Annotated in this window: 17 protein-coding genes; 16 read left to right on the top strand and 1 reads right to left on the bottom strand. The window is 72.5% G+C overall.

The annotated features are described in order from the left end of the window. Positions 1-41 precede the first annotated feature (41 nt). The 14 genes from ACI8AP_RS03015 (at position 42) to ACI8AP_RS02950 (ending at position 15,581) form a co-directional block, all read left to right on the top strand. On the top strand, positions 42-839 hold the full coding sequence (locus ACI8AP_RS03015; RefSeq protein WP_456587848.1) for an enoyl-CoA hydratase/isomerase family protein: 798 nt from the start codon (positions 42-44) through the stop codon (positions 837-839). Further along, the gene (locus ACI8AP_RS03010; protein WP_456587847.1) at positions 836-3,013 is read left to right on the top strand and encodes an acetate--CoA ligase family protein; all 2,178 of its coding nucleotides are present in this window, start codon (positions 836-838) and stop codon (positions 3,011-3,013) included. The genes ACI8AP_RS03015 and ACI8AP_RS03010 overlap by 4 nt, the downstream gene beginning before the upstream one ends. Before the next feature lie 3 nt (positions 3,014-3,016). Next, on the top strand, positions 3,017-4,180 hold the full coding sequence (locus ACI8AP_RS03005; RefSeq protein ID WP_456587846.1) for an acyl-CoA dehydrogenase family protein: 1,164 nt from the start codon (positions 3,017-3,019) through the stop codon (positions 4,178-4,180). Between the two features lie 64 nt (positions 4,181-4,244). Then, on the top strand, positions 4,245-5,393 hold the full coding sequence (locus tag ACI8AP_RS03000; RefSeq protein WP_456587845.1) for an ABC transporter substrate-binding protein: 1,149 nt from the start codon (positions 4,245-4,247) through the stop codon (positions 5,391-5,393). Positions 5,394-5,449: 56 nt separating this feature from the next. Continuing rightward, a complete protein-coding gene (locus tag ACI8AP_RS02995) occupies positions 5,450-6,562 on the top strand; it encodes an acetyl-CoA acetyltransferase (protein WP_456587844.1) in 1,113 nt (370 codons plus the stop codon). After that, entirely contained in the window at positions 6,559-6,975 is a 417-nt protein-coding gene (locus ACI8AP_RS02990) for a Zn-ribbon domain-containing OB-fold protein (RefSeq protein ID WP_456587843.1), read from the top strand. The genes ACI8AP_RS02995 and ACI8AP_RS02990 overlap by 4 nt, the downstream gene beginning before the upstream one ends. Before the next feature lie 10 nt (positions 6,976-6,985). After that, a complete protein-coding gene (locus ACI8AP_RS02985) occupies positions 6,986-8,257 on the top strand; it encodes an MFS transporter (RefSeq protein WP_456587842.1) in 1,272 nt (423 codons plus the stop codon). Positions 8,258-8,289: 32 nt separating this feature from the next. Next, on the top strand, positions 8,290-9,156 hold the full coding sequence (locus ACI8AP_RS02980; protein WP_456587841.1) for an SDR family oxidoreductase: 867 nt from the start codon (positions 8,290-8,292) through the stop codon (positions 9,154-9,156). A gap of 79 nt (positions 9,157-9,235) precedes the next feature. Next, positions 9,236-9,475, top strand: coding sequence for a Sec-independent protein translocase subunit TatA (gene tatA, locus ACI8AP_RS02975; protein ID WP_456587840.1), 240 nt, complete (start codon positions 9,236-9,238; stop codon positions 9,473-9,475). Between the two features lie 164 nt (positions 9,476-9,639). Next, on the top strand, positions 9,640-9,879 hold the full coding sequence (locus ACI8AP_RS02970) for a twin-arginine translocase TatA/TatE family subunit (protein WP_456587839.1): 240 nt from the start codon (positions 9,640-9,642) through the stop codon (positions 9,877-9,879). 173 nt (positions 9,880-10,052) lie between these two features. Continuing rightward, on the top strand, positions 10,053-10,973 hold the full coding sequence (tatC, locus tag ACI8AP_RS02965; RefSeq protein WP_456587838.1) for a twin-arginine translocase subunit TatC: 921 nt from the start codon (positions 10,053-10,055) through the stop codon (positions 10,971-10,973). A gap of 5 nt (positions 10,974-10,978) precedes the next feature. Further along, a complete protein-coding gene (locus ACI8AP_RS02960) occupies positions 10,979-11,866 on the top strand; it encodes a diacylglycerol/lipid kinase family protein (RefSeq protein WP_456587837.1) in 888 nt (295 codons plus the stop codon). A 108-nt stretch (positions 11,867-11,974) separates the two neighbouring features. Then, positions 11,975-14,824: a DEAD/DEAH box helicase gene (locus tag ACI8AP_RS02955; RefSeq protein WP_456587836.1), complete on the top strand. Its 2,850-nt coding sequence runs from the start codon at positions 11,975-11,977 to the stop codon at positions 14,822-14,824. A 91-nt stretch (positions 14,825-14,915) separates the two neighbouring features. Beyond that, on the top strand, positions 14,916-15,581 hold the full coding sequence (locus ACI8AP_RS02950; RefSeq protein WP_456587835.1) for a DUF4333 domain-containing protein: 666 nt from the start codon (positions 14,916-14,918) through the stop codon (positions 15,579-15,581). 18 nt (positions 15,582-15,599) lie between these two features. Here ACI8AP_RS02950 and ACI8AP_RS02945 read toward each other — a convergent pair whose 3' ends face one another. After that, positions 15,600-16,517, bottom strand: a complete 918-nt coding sequence (locus tag ACI8AP_RS02945) for a 5'-3' exonuclease (RefSeq protein ID WP_456588019.1) — start codon at positions 16,515-16,517, stop codon at positions 15,600-15,602. Positions 16,518-16,654: 137 nt separating this feature from the next. On the opposite strand from ACI8AP_RS02945, the gene ACI8AP_RS02940 reads away from it, so the two are divergent. Continuing rightward, positions 16,655-17,809 (top strand): M24 family metallopeptidase, encoded by a 1,155-nt coding sequence (locus tag ACI8AP_RS02940; protein WP_456587834.1) that lies wholly within the window; start codon positions 16,655-16,657, stop codon positions 17,807-17,809. Continuing rightward, the gene (locus tag ACI8AP_RS02935; protein WP_456587833.1) at positions 17,784-18,257 is read left to right on the top strand and encodes an Lrp/AsnC family transcriptional regulator; all 474 of its coding nucleotides are present in this window, start codon (positions 17,784-17,786) and stop codon (positions 18,255-18,257) included. The genes ACI8AP_RS02940 and ACI8AP_RS02935 overlap by 26 nt, the downstream gene beginning before the upstream one ends. Positions 18,258-18,361: the final 104 nt, after the last annotated feature.

The raw sequence follows: 18,361 nt of genomic DNA, 5'->3' as shown, positions 1-18,361 counted from the left end.
ATCCAGCACACCGGCCGAGACACCGAGAGGGAGTACCCGCTGTGGCACTGAACGACCTGAAGAACGTCGCCTGGCACCTGGACGGCAATGTCGGGGTGCTGACGTTGAACCGGCCCGACCGGCTCAACGCCATCGACAACGCCACCATCGACGACCTCGCCGCGGTGGTCGCCGCCGCGACGCACGACGAGAACGTGCGCGCCGTCGTGATCACCGGCGCCGGTCGCGCGTTCTGCGCCGGCGCGGACGTCCAGGAGTGGGACGCCGGCTCTGAGGCGGCCCCCGAGGACCAGGAGCCCTGGCCGCCCAAGATGCACCGCGTCATGACCTCCCTCTACTGGATGCCCAAGCCGGTCGTCGCCGCGGTGAACGGCGTCGCCGTGGGCGCCGGGTGCGACCTGGCGCTGGTGGCCGACATGCGGTTCGGCTCCACGGCCGCGCGGTTCGGTGAGATCTACATGCGGCTCGGCTTCTGCCCCGACGCCGGTGGCTCCTACCTGCTGCCCAGGATCGTCGGCGAGTCGCGCGCGGCCGAGATGATCTACACGGGCCGGATCATCGACGCGGCCGAGGCCGAGCGGATCGGCCTGGTCACCGAGATCGTCGAGCCCGATGCCCTCCTGGACCGAGCGATGGAGCAGGCCCGGATCTTCGCCAGCGGCCCGACCGTGGCCATCGGGATCGCCAAGCAGAACATCCGGAAGAACCACACGGCGACCTTCGAGGACGCCCTGCGCAACGAGCTGCGCGGTGGCGACCTCTGCGGCAAGACGGAGGACCACGTCGAGGGCATGCGGGCGACCATCGACCGGCGGCAGCCGGAGTTCGTCGGCCGATGACGACGCAGCGTCTCCAGCGACTCTTCCACCCGCGGAGCGTCGCGGTCGTCGGAGCGTCGCCGAAGGGCGGGTACGGCCTCACCACCCTCGAGAACATGCGGGGGATCGGGTTCGCCGGCCGGTTGCAGGTCGTCCACCCGACGCTCACCGAGGTCGACGGGGTGCCGGCGGTGCCCAGTCTGAGCGCCCTCGACGAGGTTCCCGACGCGATCGCGGTGGCGGTGCCGGCGCGGGCGGTCCCCGATGTGCTGGCCGAAGCCGCGGAGCTCGGTGTCGGTGGGGGAGTGGTGTACGCGAGCGGCTTCGCCGAGCTGGGCCCCGCCGGCCGTGACCTGCAGAAGGCGATCGTGGACGCCTGCGGCGACACGCTGCCCATCGTGGGACCCAACTGCCTCGGCGTCGCGAGCTACCGCGGCAAGGCGGCGCTGTGGGGCATCACGCTCCCCACCGTGCACGCCCACGGAGAGGGGACCCTGGCGCTGGCGGCGCAGAGCGGGAACATGGCGCTGACCGCGATGCTCAGCGGTCGCCTGCCCGGCGTCGCCTACGGCGTCTCCCTGGGCAACCAGGCCAACGTCGACGTGACCGACTGCCTGGAGTTCTACCTGAGCGACCCGCAGGTGCGGGTGGTCGCCCTGATCATCGAGGGGCTGCGCGACCTGCCGCGGTTCCGGTCGCTCGCACTGCAGGCGGCCGAGGCCGATGTCGCGGTCGTTGCCCTCAAAGTGGGGCGCTCCTCCAAGGGGGAGGCGGCCACCGTGGCGCACACCGGGACGCTCGCCGGCAAGGACGCCGCCTACACGGCGCTGTTCCAGCAGACGGGCGTCATCCGGGTCGACGACCTCGACGAGCTGATCGCCGTCTCCTCCCTGCTGGCCGCGCGCTCCCGGCCCCGTGGGCGTTCCCTCGGGATCTTCGCCAGCTCTGGAGGCGAGTGCGGGCTGGTGGCCGACCTCGCCGAGGACCACGGCGTGCGCCTGGCCGAGCTCGACGCCCCCACCCGTGACGCCCTGGCCACGGTCCTGCCCGAGTACGGGTCGGTCGGCAACCCGTTCGACCTGACGGCTGGCGGGTGGGGTCAGCAGGACGTCTACGCGACCACCGCCACGGCGCTGGCCACGTGCCCGGACGTGGACGTCGTCGCCTTCGTGGGCGACGCCCCCACGCACAGCGGGTCGCTCGAGGAGTCGGGGTGGCCGGCCATGGTCAGCGGTGCCGGCAAGGCCGCCGCCGGGACCGACGTACCCGTGGCTCTCGTCACGACGACGACGGACGTGGCTAGCGAGCTCTCCCCGCTCTGCCAGGAGCACGGCGTGGTCCTGCTCGCGGGCCTGCGCCCGGCGCTGCGCGCCATGTGGCTCGTCGGCGAGCGGTCCGAGCGACTGGCGCGCCGGAAGGACACGCCCACGGACACGGCGGCGGTGCCCCCGGACGCCCGCCGCGCGGCCCGCGCGCTCGTGGACGGCCAGACCGGAGCGCTGTCGGAGACGACGTCCAAGGAGCTCGTCGCGCTCTACGGCATCCCGGTGCCCGACGGCGGCTCGGTCCCGGACGGCGAGGCGGCGGTCGCGCTCGCCGACCGCATCGGCTACCCCGTCGTCTGCAAGATCGAGGCCGACGGTCTCGCCCACAAGTCCGACATCGGTGGGGTCGTCGTCGGGATCGACGGCCCCGACGCGCTGCGCCGAGCGGTCGGGGACGTCCTCGACCGGGCACGCCGGGTGGTGCCGCCCGAGTCGGTGAGGGGCGTGCGCGTCGAGCAGGCCGCGGCGGGATCCGGGGTCGAGATCATCGTCGGCGGGCACAACGATGCCTCCGGAACGGTCGTGGTCGTCGGTGCCGGTGGCGTCCTCACCGAGCTGCTGGCCGACGCCGGCAGCCTGTTGTGGCCGTTCGGTCCCGCCGACGTCCGCGAGCTGCTCGAGTCCCTGCGCGTCGGTGTGCTGCTGCGCGGACACCGCGGCTCCGCTCCGGTCGACCTGGACACGGTGTGCGACATCGTCGTCCGGACCGGCCAGCTGCTGGCGGACCTGCCGGAGATCGCAGAGATCGACATCAACCCGTTGCTGTGCGGGCCGAGCAGCGACAGCTGTCTGGCCCTCGACGCCCTCGTCGTCGCCGGTGCACCCACACAGGACAGCGTCTCGTCCGCCCACCACAGCCAGGAGGACTGACCCATGGACTTCACCATCCCCGAGGACCTGCAGGACTTCCGGACCACCGTCCGCCGCTTCGTCGAGACCGAACTCATGCCGCACGAGGACTACGTCGAGGAGCACGACGGGCTCCCCGAAGAGGTGGAGCGAGAGCTGCGCAAAAAAGCCGTGTCGATCGGGCTCAATGCGATCGACATGCCCGAGGAGGTCGGCGGCGGCGGCATGGGGACGCTGGCCCAGGTGCTGGTCACCGAGGAGTTGTCCCGCGCGCTCGGGGGTGTCAGCTCCGGATCGATCCCCGGGGCCTCGAACATCCTCCTGGCGTGCAACGAGGAGCAGCGGGAGAGGTTTCTCTACCCCTGCATCCAGGGCGAGAAGCAGGACTGCTTCGCGCTGACCGAGCCCGATACGGGTTCCGACGCCGCGGGCATCAAGACGCGCGCCGTGCCGCGCGACGATGAGTGGGTGATCAACGGCCGCAAGCGTTTCATCAGCCACGGCGACTCCGCCGACTTCGCCATCGTCTTCGCCGTCACCCACCCCGACCGAGAGGACGACCGGATCACCGCCTTCCTCGTCGAGAAGGGCACCCCGGGCTTCAGCGTCGGCCAGGTGCACAAGACCATGGGGCACCGCGGCTACCGGCAGGCGGAATTGGTGTTCGACGACTGCGTCGTGCCCGCCGCCAACGTGCTGGGAGAGCCGGGCAAGGGATTCGAGCTGGCCCGCGACTGGCTGCGCAACGGCCGGATCATGACCGCCGCACGCTGCCTCGGGCCGATGGGCCGGCTGATCGACGACGGCATCGAATGGTCCAAGCAGCGGGTCCAGTTCGGGCAGCCGATCGGCCAGTTCCAGGCCATCCAGCTCATGCTGGCCGACTGCGCCATGGACCTTTACGCCGCTCGGATGATGACGTACAACGCCGCCTGGGACGACGACCAGGGCGTGGACCCGCGGATCGTCAACGCCAAGGCCTCAGCGGTCAAGGTGTTCGCCAGCGAGGCCCTCGGACGGGTCGCGGACCGGGTGCTCCAGATCTTCGGTGGGACCGGATACATGAACGAGGTCTTCGTCGAGCGCGCTTACCGAAACGCCCGGATCGAGCGGATCTGGGAGGGGACGTCGGAGATCAACCGCCTCATCCTCGCCCGCAACCTGCTCAAGCGCGGAATGTTCGCCTGAACCGCCGACCGCTGTGGCTCGCCTTGCCTCACCCCATATCACCCGCTCGATGAAGGAGCCGTACATGGACAAGGGATTCGACACCGGAGCAAACCCGTTCCGCCGCCCGCTGACGCGGCGGGACCTGTTGCGTCGCAGTGCCTTCCTCGCCGGCGGGGTCGCCCTCAGCGGCCCACTGCTGAGCGCCTGCGGCGGTGAGTCCGGTACGGGCGGGGCGAACGCCGGTAGCAGCGGCGGTGGCGGTGGCGGCGGAAGCAACCGAGTCGTGGTCGCCGACTGGGGCGGCGCCATCCAGGACGCCGAGAAGCAGTACCTCTACGACCCCTTCACCGAGGAGACCGGCATCGAGGTGATCATCTCGGGTCCACCGAGCGACACCAAGATCAAGGCGATGGTGGACTCGGGCAACGTCGAATGGGACCTGGTCGCAGGGTCGATGTCGAACGTAATCGCCCTCGGCCGGGACTACTACGAAGAACTGCCGGACAGCGTCCGGAGCGTGCCGGGCGTGGGCGAGGAGTACGTCGACAGCCACGCGGTGGCCTACTACGTCTTCTCCACCAACATCGGCTGGAACAGCAACGCACTGTCGCAGCCGATGGAGAACTGGGCCGACTTCTGGGACACGCGGACGTTCCCCGGCCGCCGCACCCTCGCCGGGATCGAGGGCGGCAGCCGGCCGAACCTGGAGTTCGCCCTGTTGGCCGACGGCGTCGCCATGGAGGACCTCTACCCGCTGGACGTCGAGCGCGCTCTCGCGAAGATGGAGGAGCTGAAGCCGAGTGTGCCGCAGTGGTGGTCCTCGGGGGCTCAGCCGGGGCAGATGCTGGTCAGCGACCAGGTCTCCGCCGCCAGCATCTGGAGCGGCCGGGTGTTCACGCTGCAGGGTGAGGGCGCTCCCATCGACTTCACCTGGAACCAAGGGATGTACAACCCTGCCGCGTGGGTCGTCCCTAAGGGGGCACCGAACAAGGAGGCCGCCTTCCAGCTGGCCGAGTATTCGCTCCAGCCAGAGGTGCAGGCCCTCCTATGGGGTAATTACCCCTGTGGGCCGACCAACTCCGAGGCCTACGACACGATGCCGGAGGACTGGGCGCGCACTCTGCCGACGTTCCCGGAGCATGCCGAGCGGCAGTTCGTGATCGACGAGGAGTGGTGGGGCGAGAACGCCACGGACGTGAATGCGCGCTGGCAGGAGTTCCTCCTGTCGTGAGCGGAACCACGACGGGGCCCCGCAGGGGATTGCGCGCAGCTGCGGCGGTGGTCGGGGTGGCGGAAGCCGCCTCGGCCACCGGCGAGCTGCCCCTCTACGGCCGAGCCCTCGAGGCCCACGTCATCAAGGCGGCGCTCGACGACGCCGGCTTAACGCTGGCCGACGTCGATGGCGTCGCCCACGCCTGGTCGTCACTGGATCTTGCGGAGTTCCTGGGCATCGCGCCGACGTTCACCGAGGCCACGTACACGGGCGGTTCGGGGTATGAGCTCTACGTCGAGAAGGCGGCAGCGGCGATCGCAGCAGGGCTGGCGGAGACGGTCGTCGTCGTCTACGCGGCGACCCCGCGAGGCGACCGGCGGCGGGGGACAGGTGGCTGGGTCGAGCAGCCGGGGCCCCGCGACGAGTTCGAGGTGCCGTACGGCCTCGGCCTCCTGGGCTCGTACGCGCTGGCCGCGAGCCGGCACATGGCCACCTACGGCACCACGTCGGAACAACTGGCGGCGGTGGCGGTCAACACGCGCGAATGGGCCACCCGGAACCCGAACGCTCGCTTCCAGGTGCCCCTGACCGTCGATGAGGTGCTGGCCTCGCCGGTTTACGCATCTCCGCTGCACCTGCTCGACTGCTGCCTGGTGACCGACGGTGCCGGTGCGGTCGTGGTGACGAGCGCCGAACGGGCCAAGGAGCTGCGCCGTCCACCGGTCTACGTGCTCGGGGCGGGGAGCTGCCACTCGCACAACATGATCCACGCCATGCCCGACCTCACGGTGACGCCGGGCGTCGTCTCCGGCCGGCGGGCCTTCAAGGCGGCGCGGGTGGGTCCGGAGGACGTCGACGTGCTGATGGGCTACGACTCCTTCACGATCACCGCGCTCCTCCACCTCGAGGACCTCGGGTTCGTCAAGAAGGGGGAGGCCGGTGCCTTCGTCGCCGGCGGGGAGACCGCACCGGGCGGCTCGTTGCCGATGAACACCAATGGCGGTGGGCTTTCCTACACCCACCCCGGGATGTACGGCATCTTCCTGCTCACCGAGGCGGTGCGCCAGCTGCGGGGCGATGCCGGCCCCCGCCAGGTGGAGGGTGCCGAGATCGCGGTGGCGCACGGTTCGGGCCAGTTCCTGTCGGCCATGTCCACCGTGGTCCTCGGGACGGAGGCGACCCTGTGAGCCAGGCGACCTTCCTGCCGAACCCTTCGGAGGCGACCCGGCCGTACTGGGAGGGCACCCGGGAGCAGCGGCTGCTGCTGCAGTGGTGCCCGAACTGCGAGGCCTACGTGCACCACCCGCGCGAGGCCTGCTTCCGGTGCCTGGGACAGGACCTCACGTGGGTCGAGAGCCGGGGCGACGGCGTCGTGCACGCCGTGTCGGTGCACCACCGGCCCTTCGAGGCGATGAGCGCGGAGGACTGCCCCTACGTCGTCGCCTTCGTCGATCTCGACGACGGTGTCCGGTTGCTGGCCAACGTCGTCGATGCGGAGCCAGACCGGGTCCAGGTCGGCGACCGTGTCGAGCTCACCTGGGTCCCGGTCGCCGAGGGATACCACCTGCCCGCATTCCGACCCGCCCTGCAGCCGACATGAGCAGCCGTGGATGACCAGGTGGCGCTTCGCCCGCGTACTGGCCGGGATGTGGTGGGTCTTCCTGTCGGTCGGCGTCTTGATCCCGTTGCTGCCGCAGTACGTGACGGACCTGGGCGGCAGCGCCCGTGCGGTGGGTCTGACCGTGCTCCTGTACGCGGTGAGCGGCATCCTGTCCAGACCGTTTGCGGGCGTGTACCTCCGCCGCCGGGACCCCTGGCCGATGATGGCGGCGTCCGTCGTCCTCGGCGTGGCGGCACTGGTGCTTACCCCGCTGGTTCACCACCTTGCCTGGCTGTTGGTGTGGCGGGTGGTCGACGGCTTCGTGCTGGGCTGCTTCTACCTGGCCGCGGCGACCAGCGTGGTCCAGGGAGCGCCGCGCGCCAGCCGGGGGAGCGCGCTGAGCTACTTTTCGGTACCTCTCTTCCTGGGCACGGCGGTGGGTCCGGTCCTGGGCGACGAGATGCTCGCCTCCCTCGGCCCCGATGGCACCTGGATCGCCGCCGGCGCCCTGCTGGCACTTGCGTTGCCGTTCTGCCTGCCATTCCGGTGGCCCCGGATGTCGCGATCGGAGCGGTATCACGTGGCCCCAACCACAGCGGCAACGGCTGCGACAGCGGACGGAACGGTGACGGACACGGGGGGCCGTGCCGAGGCTCCACCGGTGACTGCCCGCGACGTGCTGCGGACCCTCCTGCACCCGTCCGCGATCTGGCCAGCGGGGGTTCTTGCGCTCATGATCTCCGGCTGGGCGTCGTTCCAGGCCTTCGTACCGCTCTATGGACCGGAACTGGGGATGTCCGGCACTGGGCCGATCTTCCTTCTCTACTCCGTCGTGGTCCTGACGATTCGGATCGGCGGGGCCCGGCTGTTCGACCGGCTTCCGCTCGTGGAGCTCGTCGTCGTCGGGGCCGTCGCGAACGTGGCCGGGCTGCTGACTGCCTGGTTTTGGGCACATCCCGCGGCGCTGTTCACCGCAGCGGCGTTGATGGCCGTCGCGATAGCGCTCTCCTACACGTGCCTCATGCGTATTGCTCTGGAGGGCGTGCCGGCGTACGAGGAAGGAGCAGTGGTCGGCGCCTACAGCATTTCCTACGAGCTCGGTACCGGCCTGGGGGCGGCCGGCCTCGGCGTACTCGTGACATCCACGGGCAGCTATACGGCTGCCTTCCTCGGAGGCGCGATCGCAGGAGCGATGGGCCTGCTGGTCCTATTGGTGCGCCTCTGGCCCCGCCGGCAGGTTTACACCGCCGCGCAACTTGCTCTGACGCATCCGCCGACTTGACGCGAAACATATCGACATGAAGGAGTCCTGAGATGGAACAAGCGATCCAGTCGACCGAGGACGTGAGTGGGCGTGCCTACCTCGTCACCGGTGGAGGCAGCGGCATCGGTGCCGCCGTGGCGCTGCGCCTGGCGACTCTAGGAGCGCAGGTGACAGTCGCCGGCCGGCGCCAGGGGAAGCTCGACGAGGTGGTCAACCAAATCGCCCGCATCGGCGGAACTGGGCTCGCCTGTCCGACAGACGTCCGGGATCCGGCCCAAGTGGATGCGACCGTTGCGGCCACGGTCGACCGGTTCGGCCGCATCGACGGGCTGGTGAACAACGCCGCGGGAAACTTCGTCAGCCCGGCGGAGAAGCTGTCCCCGAACGGCTGGCGCGCCGTGATCGACATCGTCCTCAACGGCACCTGGAACTGCACGTCCGCGGTGGCACGGGAGCTCATCGCCGCTCGGCGTCCCGGAGCCGTCCTGAGCGTCGTTGCGACCTACGCATGGACCGGGCACCCGGGCACCGTCCACAGCGCTGCCGCCAAGGCGGGCGTGGTGACGATGACGCGAACCTTGGCGGCGGAATGGGCGCGGTACGGCATCCGGCTGAACTGCATTGCGCCCGGCCCTACCGAGACCGAGGGAGCAGGGGCTGCCCTGTGGGCGACGCCCGAGGAGAACGCCCGGGTAATGAGCTCCGTACCCCTGGGCCGTTTCGCCCAACCGGCGGAGATCGCGGATCTGGCGGGCTTCCTGCTCTCCGACCGTGCCGGCTACATCACCGGGGACGTGTTGACAGCGGACGGTGGCCAGGCATTGGGCCGCCAAGTCTACGGCCCACCTGTGGTCGCTCGGGAGCCGGTGGAGATCTCGGGCAACGGCGGTGCACCTGCCCGGGCCACGCAGGGCTGACCCCCGCTGCTCGACAGCCCCTGTCCGTCACCGCCCGTTCACCCGTCCCGACCGAGGACGGAACATCGAGGAGGAGAACGTGAACCTAGGTCCCGTCGAGATCGGACTGATCACCCTCGCCGTCCTGCTGCTGTTCGGGTACAAGAAGCTACCGGACGCCTCACGGTCGCTCGGCCGCTCACTGCGGATCTTCAAGAGCGAGATGAAGGTCATGAAGGACGACGGCCACGCGGACGACCTTCCTACGGTGATCCCGCGCGAGGTCACCACTTGCGGAGCGGACCGCTGGGACCCCCCTGAGCCTCAGCTGCGTAGCTGAGCGCCCGGTGCTCAGCACCCATGCCGACACGCGACGACGGCGGGCAGGGGCCCACCGGCTCCCCGCCCCCCTTGCGGAGGCCGCCTGCCCCCACGTCACCCCGGCGCTCCAGCCGTACCCCGGTGAACCGGTAGGCCGAGGTGTCCGACTCGATCGGTTGGGGCATGGTCGTCCTCGCTCTAGTGGCCTTCTTCATATTCGGACCCGATCGGCTGCCGTCACTGAGCCGGGATGCTGCCGGCGCGCTGCGTCGAGTCCGGCGGGCGGTCACAGACATCCGCCGCCAGATCGGGGAGGAGGTCGGCGAGGACCTGACTCCCCTGCGCGACCTCGACCTGCGCCGCTATCACCCGCGGACGTTGCTCCGGGAGCACGTCTTGGTGAAGGCCCGAACTGCCGGGTGAAGTCCGACACGCATCCTTCCTGGCCGGTCCCACACAGCGGACTGAGAACACCACCGTGGCGGGCCGGCGGCCGAAGAGACAGGAAGCGGTCGGATGATGAGTGATAGGGGGCACGGAGCCGATCAGCGCCGGCGACAGCCCTCGCCGATGCTCCGGCGCCGGGTGGGACGGCGATGACCAAGCCCGGCCGAGCGGGGGCGCGCCTGCGGCGTCGCCGACGGTCGCACGACGACCAGACGACGATGACGCTGGTCGCGCATCTAGCGGAGTTGCGCAGCCGGGTGGCGAAGGCCTTGCTGGCGCTCGCGCTCACCACGGTGCTCGCGTTCTGGTGGTACGAGCACGGGCTGGGCGAGTTCATCCGTGCCCCGTACTGCGGGCTGCCGGAGGACCTGCGCTATGCCGGGGACGACGCCGGTGGCTGCGGGCTGCTCGTGACCAACGTCTTCGGCGGTGTCTTCATCCGCCTGAAGGTGGCCTTCCTCGCCGGCGTGGTCCTCGCGGCGCCGGTGTGGCTCTACCAGCTGTGGGCCTTCATCACCCCCGGCCTCAAGCGCAACGAGAAGCGCTACGGCGTCGGCTTCGTCGCCGTCTCCACGCTGCTCTTCGTGCTCGGCGCCGTGCTGGCCTACGTGTCGCTGTCCGCAGGCCTGGAGCTGCTGCTGAGCCTCGCCGGCGACGGGGTCGTGGTGGCGCTGACCGCGCAGGACTACATCGGCTTCGTCCTGTCGCTGCTGGTGGCGTTCGGGGTGAGCTTCGAGGTTCCGCTGATCGCCATCGCGCTCAACCTGGTCGGCGTCGTGAGCTACGAGGCGCTGCGGGGGAGCCGCCGCTGGATCTTCTTCCTCACCGTCGTCTTCGCCGCGTTCGTGACGCCCACGCAGGACCCGTTCACCATGCTGCTCATGGCCGGGCCGATGATCGTGCTGTTCGAGCTGGCGATCCAGACCGCCCGCCTGGTCGACCGTCGCCGGGCCCGGCGCGCGGCCGCCGAGCACTTCCACGGGCTGGACGACGACGAGGCCTCCCCGCTGGACGCCAGCCCGTCACCGCTGGAGGATCCGGTCGAACCCTCGCCGTCGGCCCGCGGCTGACCGGCGTGGACGTCGCGGTCCTGGTCAGCCCGGCCGCCGGGCGGGGCCGCGCCCGCGCCGTGGCCCGGGCGGTCCTCGACGCCCTGCGCGAGGAGGGCCTGGCGCCCCGGGTGCTCGCCGCGACCACCCGACCCGACGCCGAGCGGCAGGCAGCGGTCGCGGTCGACGGCGGCGCCCGCGCCGTCGTCGCGATCGGGGGCGACGGCGCCGCCCACGCGGGGCTGCAGGCGGTCGCCGGCACACCCGTCCCGCTCGCCGTGGTCCCGGCCGGCACCGGCAACGACCTGGCGCTGGCCCTCGCCGTGCCGACCGATCCGGTGGCCGCCGCCCGCGCCGCCGCCGGCGACCTGCTGGCCGGCCGCGCCCGGGCGGTCGACGCCGGCCGGACCGCCGGCCGGTGGTGGGCCACCGTGCTCTGCTGCGGCTTCGACTCCGCGGTGACCGACCGCGCCAACCGGCTGCGCTGGCCACGCGGCCGCCGCCGGTACGACGTCGCCGTCCTGGCGGAGCTGGCCCGGCTGCGGCCCTACGAGGTGACGCTCACCCTGGACGGGGTGGCGCGCACCCTGCCGGCCACCATGGTCGCCGTCGGCAACACGGCCTGGTACGGGGGCGGCTTGCGGATGTGCCCGGGAGCCGACGTCGCCGACGGACTCCTCGACGTCACCGTCGTGGGGGTCGTCTCCCGGCGGGAGCTGGTCCGCACCAAGCCGCGGCTGGCCGACGGCACCCATGTCCACCACCCCGCGGTGACGGTGCACCGGGCCGCCCGGGTGGAGCTGGCGTGCGCCGGCGTCAGCACCTACGCCGACGGCGAGCTGGTGGCCCCGCTGCCGGTCGTGAGCGAGTGCGTCCCCGGCGCCCTCCGCGTCGTCGGCGCCGGCCGGGCCTGAGCACCGGGTCGCTCGGCCGCGTCCCGGGGCTCGCCCCGAGCCGTCGAGGGGCGGGGAGGACGGGGTCCTTCCGCTGATCGACCCGGGCAGAGCGCCTAACGTGGGGGCATGTCCAGCCCCGCTGAGCGGTACGCAGCTGCCCGGAGGCGGACCTCCCACCCGGTCCTGGCCGAGTTCACCGCCGAGCTCGGCTTCTCCCTGGACCCGTTCCAGGTGGAGGCCTGCGAGGCGCTCGAGCGCGGCTCCGGCGTGCTGGTCTGCGCCCCGACCGGTGCCGGGAAGACCGTGGTGGGTGAGTTCGCCGTGCACAAGGCGCTCGCCGAGGGGCGCAAGGCCTTCTACACGACGCCGATCAAGGCGCTGTCGAACCAGAAGTACAACGACCTGGTCGAGCGCTACGGCGCCGACCGGGTCGGGTTGCTGACCGGCGACAACGCCGTCAACGGCGACGCCCCGGTGATCGTGATGACCACCGAGGTGCTCCGCAACATGCTCTACGCCGAGTCGCCGGCGCTGGCGGGGCTGGGCTACGTGGTCATGGACGAGGTCCACTACCTGGCCGACCGGTTCCGCGGTGCCGTGTGGGAGGAGGTGATCATCCACCTGCCGCAGTCGGTGACCCTGATCTCCCTGTCGGCGACGGTGAGCAACGCGGAGGAGTTCGCCGACTGGCTGGTCACCGTGCGCGGCGACACGGAGGTCGTGGTCAGCGAGGTCCGGCCGATCCCCCTCTGGCAGCACATGCTCGTCGGCAACCGGGTGTTCGACCTGTTCGCCCTGCGCCCCGCGGCGCACGCGGGGGAGCAGGGCGTGGAACCCCGGTCGCTGTCCACGCGCGAGCGCGGCGCCTCCGTGGTCGACCCCGAACTGGTCCGCTACGTGCGCGAGCACGAGCGTCGCATCGACAGCTGGGGTGGCTCCTCGCGCCGGGAGGGCCACCACCGACCCCGGTACCGGCCGCCCGCCCGGTCCGACGTCGTCGAACGGCTCGACCGCGCCGGCCTGCTGCCCGCGATCACGTTCGTGTTCAGCCGCAACGGGTGCGACGCCGCCGTGCACCAGTGCCTGCTCAGCGGGCTGCGCCTCACCGACGAGGCCGAGCGGGCCGAGATCGCCGCGATCATCGACGAGCGCACCGGCTCGCTGCCGGAGGAGGACCTGCACGTCCTCGGCTTCTGGGAGTGGCGCGAGGGCCTCCTCGCCGGGCTCGCCGCCCACCACGCGGGGCTGGTGCCGGCGTTCAAGGAGACCGTCGAGGAGTGCTTCGTCCGCGGCCTGGTCAAGGCCGTCTTCGCCACCGAGACCCTGGCGCTGGGCATCAACATGCCGGCGCGCACCGTCGTCCTCGAGCGGCTGGTGAAGTGGAACGGTGAGGCGCACGTCGACATCACCCCGGGGGAGTACACGCAGCTGACCGGTCGCGCCGGCCGCCGCGGCATCGACGTGGAGGGGCACGCCGTCGTCATCTGGGCGCCGGGGATGGACCCGAGCGTGGTCGCCGGGCTGGCCAGCACCCGCACCTACCCGCTCCGGTCGTCGTTCCGGCCGAGCTACAACATGGCGGTCAACCTGGTGGGTTCCTTCGGGCGGGCCCGGGCCCGCGAACTGCTGGCGAGCTCCTTCGCCCAGTTCCAGGCCGACCGCTCGGTGGTCGGCCTGGCGCGGGCGGCGGCCCGTCACGAGCGGGACGCCGCGCAGTTCGCCGCGGAGATGCGCTCCGACCGCGGTGACGTCGGGGCCTACGCGCAGTTGCGCCGGGAGATCGCCGACCGGGAGAAGGAGCTCTCCCGGGACTCGCAGGCCAAGCGCCGGATGGAGGCCGCCGATGCACTGGCCGCGCTGCGCCCGGGGGACGTCATCCGCGTGCCGACGGGCCGCCGGCAGGGGCTGGCCGTCGTCCTCGACCCGGGCATCACCGACCTGGCCGATCCACGCCCCCTGGTGCTGACCGAGGACAAGTGGGCCGGGCGGCTGGGCTCGGTGGACTTCCCGACGCCGGTGCAGGCGCTGGCCCGGGTGCGGGTGCCCAAGAACTTCAACCACCGCAGCCCGCACGCCCGCCGCGACCTCGCCTCCACCCTGCGCAACGCACGGGTGGAGCACGAGCTGGGGGCGCGCCGGGTGAAGAAGGGGCGCTCGGCGGCGGCCGACGACCCGGTGCTCGCCGACCTGCGGCAGGCGCTGCGCAACCACCCGGTGCACCAGCTGCCCGACCGCGAGGAGCGGGTGCGGATGGCCGAGCGCTGGCTGCGCGCGGTGCACGAGGCGGAGTCGCTGCAGCGGAAGATGGCCGAGCGCACCGGCTCCCTCACCCGCCAGTTCGACCGCACCTGCGACGTCCTGGAGGAACTGGGCTACCTGGTGCCGGAGGTCGCGCCGCTGGTCCCGGCCGACACCGAGGTGGTCGGTGCGGTCGACGACGCGGGGGCGGAGGAGGACAGGGTGACCGCCGACGGCCGCCGGCTGGCCCGCATCTGGTCGGAGTCGGACCTGCTCGCCGCCGAGTGCCTGCGGGCCGGCATCTGGCGCGGCCTGACGCCGGCCGAGCTGGCGGCCGTGGTCTCGACACTGGTCTTCGAGGCGCGGCGGGACAACCCTGCCCTCCCCGCCGTCCCGGCCGGCAAGGTCGGCGTGGCGATCGGCGAGATGCGCGCCATCCGCTCCCGGCTGCAGGACGTCGAACTCGACCACGGCGTACCGGCCGGCCGCGACCTCGATCTCGGCTTCGCCTGGGCCGCCTACCGCTGGGCCGACGGGCAGAGCCTGGACCGGGTGCTCGCCGGCGCCGAGCAGGCCGGCACCGAGCTCTCCGGGGGTGACTTCGTCCGCTGGGCGCGGCAGCTCATCGACCTCCTGGACCAGCTCGGCAAGGTCGCCGACGACCCCGTGGCCCGAACCGCCCGGGCCGCGGTGGAGCGAGTGCGGCGGGGGGTCGTCGCCGTCGCCGTCGGCGGCTGATCAGCGGTCCGCCGCCACCGGCCCGGTGCTCGGGTGCGGCAGAATCCCCGGCGCCCGGTCGCCGACCGGACGCAGGCAGTCGGGAGCGACGATGACCCATCCGCCGCACGGCGAGCACTCCTCCGGTGATGCACCGGGCGGGGACCGTCCCGCGCCCCCGCAGCAGCCGTGGGGTCCGCCGGCCTGGCCCCACGGGCAGGCTCCGGCCGGCTACGGCCGGCCCGGGGACACGCGGCCCTACGGCGCCCCACCGTTCGGTCAGGCTCCCTACGGCCAGCCGCCGCAGCACAGGCACCCGGGCGCCGGCGGGTACGGCCCACCCCGGTACGGGCAGCCACCGCACGGGCAGCCGCAGTACGGGCAGCCGCAGTCCGGCCCGCCGGCGCAGTACGGGCCCCCGGGCGCGAGCGGTTCCGGACTGCCGCAGTACGCGCTCGCCCGGCCTCCGGCCCGCACGACGCGGACCGGGCTGCTCGTGGGGCTGCTCGTGCTGGCGGCCGTCCTCGTCGGCGGCGTCGTCCTGGCGAGCACCACCGGGCCGACGGTGCTCTCGCGCTCGGCGGTGGAGCGCGACGTCGCCGAGCAGTTCGAACAGCGCGAGGGCGTCGCCGTCGACCTGAACTGCGACCAGGAGATGCGCGTGGAGGAGGGGGCCACCTACGCGTGCACCGGCGTGACCGCCGACGACGAGGAGATCACCCTCCGGATCGAGATCACCGACGCCGAGGGCGCCCGGTACACCTGGAGCGAGCCGTGACCCGCGGCTGAGGCGTGCTCAGCCGAGCGCGTCCGCCGGCCAGCCCAGCGCGGCACCCAGGCGGCCGAGGGAGGACTGCAGGCCGTGCCGCTCGGCCAGCGCGGCCAGCGCGCCGGGGTCGGCGGGGGAGCGGGGGAGGGCGCCTTCGACCGCGGGCAGATCGATGTCCCGCGCCACGGCGACCACCACCGGGGCGGCGTCGAGGTAGTCGGCGGCCGCGTGCAGCTTCTTCAGCACGGCCGCCGTCAGCGGCGGCGCCGGGACCACCGTGCGCGCCACCGCCGCCCGGATGCCGGCCAGGTCGCCGAACTCGCCGATGAGCGCGGCGGCGGTCTTCGCGCCCACGCCGGGCACGCCGGGCAGCCCGTCGCTCGGGTCGCCGCGGAGGACGGCGAAATCGGCGTAGGCCCGGCCGGGGATGCCGTACTTCGCGGTGACGGCGGCCTCGTCGACGAACTCCAGGTCGGAGATGCCCCGCGCCGTGTACAGCACCCGCACGCCGCGGGCGTCGTCGACCAGCTGGAACAGGTCGCGGTCGCCGGTGACGACGTCGACGGGGCCGCGGGCCCGGGTGGCGAGCGTGCCGATCACGTCGTCGGCCTCGTAGCCCGGTGCGCCGACGCGGGCGATCCCAGCGGCGGCGAGCACCTCGATCAGGACCGGCACCTGCGGAGCGAGCTCGTCGGGGGTCTCCTCGCCGCCCTCTGGCGCGACCCGGTGGGCCTTGTACGAGGGCAGCGCCGCCACCCGGAACGCCGGCCGCCAGTCGTCGTCCCAGCAGGCGACCAGCCGGTCCGGCGCGTGCGCGGTGACCAGGCGCGCCGTCATGTCCAGAAAACCCCGGACGGCGTTGATCGGCCGCCCGTCCGGGGTGGTGACGCTGGTCGGGACGCCGTAGAAGGCGCGGAAGTACAGCGATGCGGCGTCCAGGAGCATGGTGGTCACGCGGCCACCCCGCCGACCTGTGCCGTCCGTCGTCCGCCCGGACTGCGCGTGCTCGTCCACGTCCGCGGACGGTAGCGGTCTGGCAACGATTGCGGGGAAGGGTGGTCCGGCGTGGCTACTCTGCGCCGGTGACAACCGTGACAGAACCGGCCGGAACAGGCCCGCTCGTGACCGTCGACCGGGTGCACGCCGCCCGGGCGATCGCCGGTGAGCTGGGCATGGACCTCCTCGTGCTCACCCCCGGCGCCGACCTCCGCTACCTGTGCGGCTACGCCGCCCACGCGATGGAGCGGCTGACCGCCCTCGCGGTGCCCCGCTCGGGCGAGGCGTTCCTCGTCGTGCCCCGCCTGGAGGCGCCCATGGTCGACGCCAGCCCGGCCGGAGCGCTCGGCCTGGAGGTGCTCGCCTGGGACGAGACCGATGACGCGTTCGCGGTGCTGGCCGGGGCGGCGACCGCCCGGCTCGGCTCCGCCCCCGCCCGGGTCGCCGTCGGGTCGCGTACGTGGGCCGAGCACGCGCTGGGTGTGCAGCGGGCACTGCCCGGGTCGGCGCTGGAGCTCGCGAGCCCGGTCGTGGACCGGCTCCGCATGGTGAAGACGCCCGCCGAGGTCGAGGAGCTGGCCCGGGCCGGCGCGGCGATCGACCGGGTGCACGCCCGCATGGGGGAGTGGCTGCGGGTCGGCCGCACCGAGGCGGAGGTCGGCGCCGACATCGCGGCGGCCATCCTGGCCGAGGGGCACGTGGGGGTGGACTTCACCATCGTCGGCTCGGGGCCCAACGGCGCCAGCCCTCACCACGAGCTCTCCGGCCGCACGGTGGAGGCCGGGGACGTCGTCGTCGTGGACATCGGCGGCGAGACGGCGACCGGCTACCGCTCCGACTGCACCAGGACCTACGTCGTCGGCGGGAGCGCACCGGCCGACGTGGCGCAGTGGTACGAGGTGCTGCACGCCGCGCAGCAGGCGGCGACCGCCGCGGTGCGCCCCGGCGTGACGGCCGAGCAGATCGACGCGGCGGCCCGCACCGTGATCGCCGACGCCGGCTGGGGCGAGTACTTCATCCACCGCACCGGGCACGGCATCGGACTGGACAGCCACGAGGCGCCCTACATCGTGGCCGGCAACCAGCTCCCGCTGGAGCCGGGCATGGCGTTCTCCGTGGAGCCGGGCATCTACCTGCCCGGTCGCCACGGCGCCCGCATCGAGGACATCGTCGTCTGCACCGACGACGGCGTCCGCGTCCTGAACAACGGTCCCCGTGAGCTCGTCGAACTCCCCGGCTGAGGCCGGGGGCGTCCCGCTGGACGTCGACCGGGCGCTGATGGCGGCGCTCGCCCGCGACGGCCGGGCCAGCTTCACCGAGCTGGCCGAGCGGGTGGGGCTGTCGGTGTCGGCCGTGCACCAGCGGGTGCGGCGGCTCGAGCAGCGCGGGCTGATCACCGGGTACCGGGCGACGCTCGACGCCACGCAGATCGGCCTGCCGCTGACGGCCTTCGTGTCGATCACCCCGACCGACGCGCAGACCGACGACGCGCCGGCCCTGCTGGCGCACCTCGACGCCATCGAGGAGTGCCACGCGGTCGCGGGGGTGGAGAGCTACATCCTCAAGGTGCGGGTGGCCTCGCCGGACGCGCTGGAGAACCTGCTCAAGGAGATCCGCGCCGCCGCGAACGTCCGCACCCGGACGACGGTGGTCCTCTCCACCCCCTACGAGGCCCGGCCACCGATCTGACCGCCGGCTGTCATGCGTCACGAGGGGGTCCCGGGCGCAGCCTTCGCTGGGCGTGGTGGTCGACCGGCCCCTCGGTGTGGCCTGACCGATGACTCTCCCGCGGT

It is taken from the genome of Blastococcus sp. SYSU DS1021 (assembly GCF_054050995.1).
Note: the sequence above shows the minus strand (reverse complement) of the source record. Positions and strands in the feature narration are given on the sequence as shown.

Excerpts from the sequence above, each read along its gene's own strand:
- ACI8AP_RS03010 (WP_456587847.1), top strand. The coding sequence starts at position 836 with ATGACGACGCAGCGTCTCCAGCGACTCTTCCACCCGCGGAGCGTCGCG.
- ACI8AP_RS03005 (WP_456587846.1), top strand. The coding sequence starts at position 3,017 with ATGGACTTCACCATCCCCGAGGACCTGCAGGACTTCCGGACCACCGTC.
- ACI8AP_RS03000 (WP_456587845.1), top strand. The coding sequence starts at position 4,245 with ATGGACAAGGGATTCGACACCGGAGCAAACCCGTTCCGCCGCCCGCTG.
- ACI8AP_RS02985 (WP_456587842.1), top strand. The coding sequence starts at position 6,986 with ATGACCAGGTGGCGCTTCGCCCGCGTACTGGCCGGGATGTGGTGGGTC.
- ACI8AP_RS02980 (WP_456587841.1), top strand. The coding sequence starts at position 8,290 with ATGGAACAAGCGATCCAGTCGACCGAGGACGTGAGTGGGCGTGCCTAC.
- ACI8AP_RS02970 (WP_456587839.1), top strand. The coding sequence starts at position 9,640 with ATGGTCGTCCTCGCTCTAGTGGCCTTCTTCATATTCGGACCCGATCGG.
- tatC (WP_456587838.1), top strand. The coding sequence starts at position 10,053 with ATGACCAAGCCCGGCCGAGCGGGGGCGCGCCTGCGGCGTCGCCGACGG.
- ACI8AP_RS02955 (WP_456587836.1), top strand. The coding sequence starts at position 11,975 with ATGTCCAGCCCCGCTGAGCGGTACGCAGCTGCCCGGAGGCGGACCTCC.
- ACI8AP_RS02950 (WP_456587835.1), top strand. The coding sequence starts at position 14,916 with ATGACCCATCCGCCGCACGGCGAGCACTCCTCCGGTGATGCACCGGGC.
- ACI8AP_RS02945 (WP_456588019.1), bottom strand. The coding sequence starts at position 16,517 with ATGCTCCTGGACGCCGCATCGCTGTACTTCCGCGCCTTCTACGGCGTC.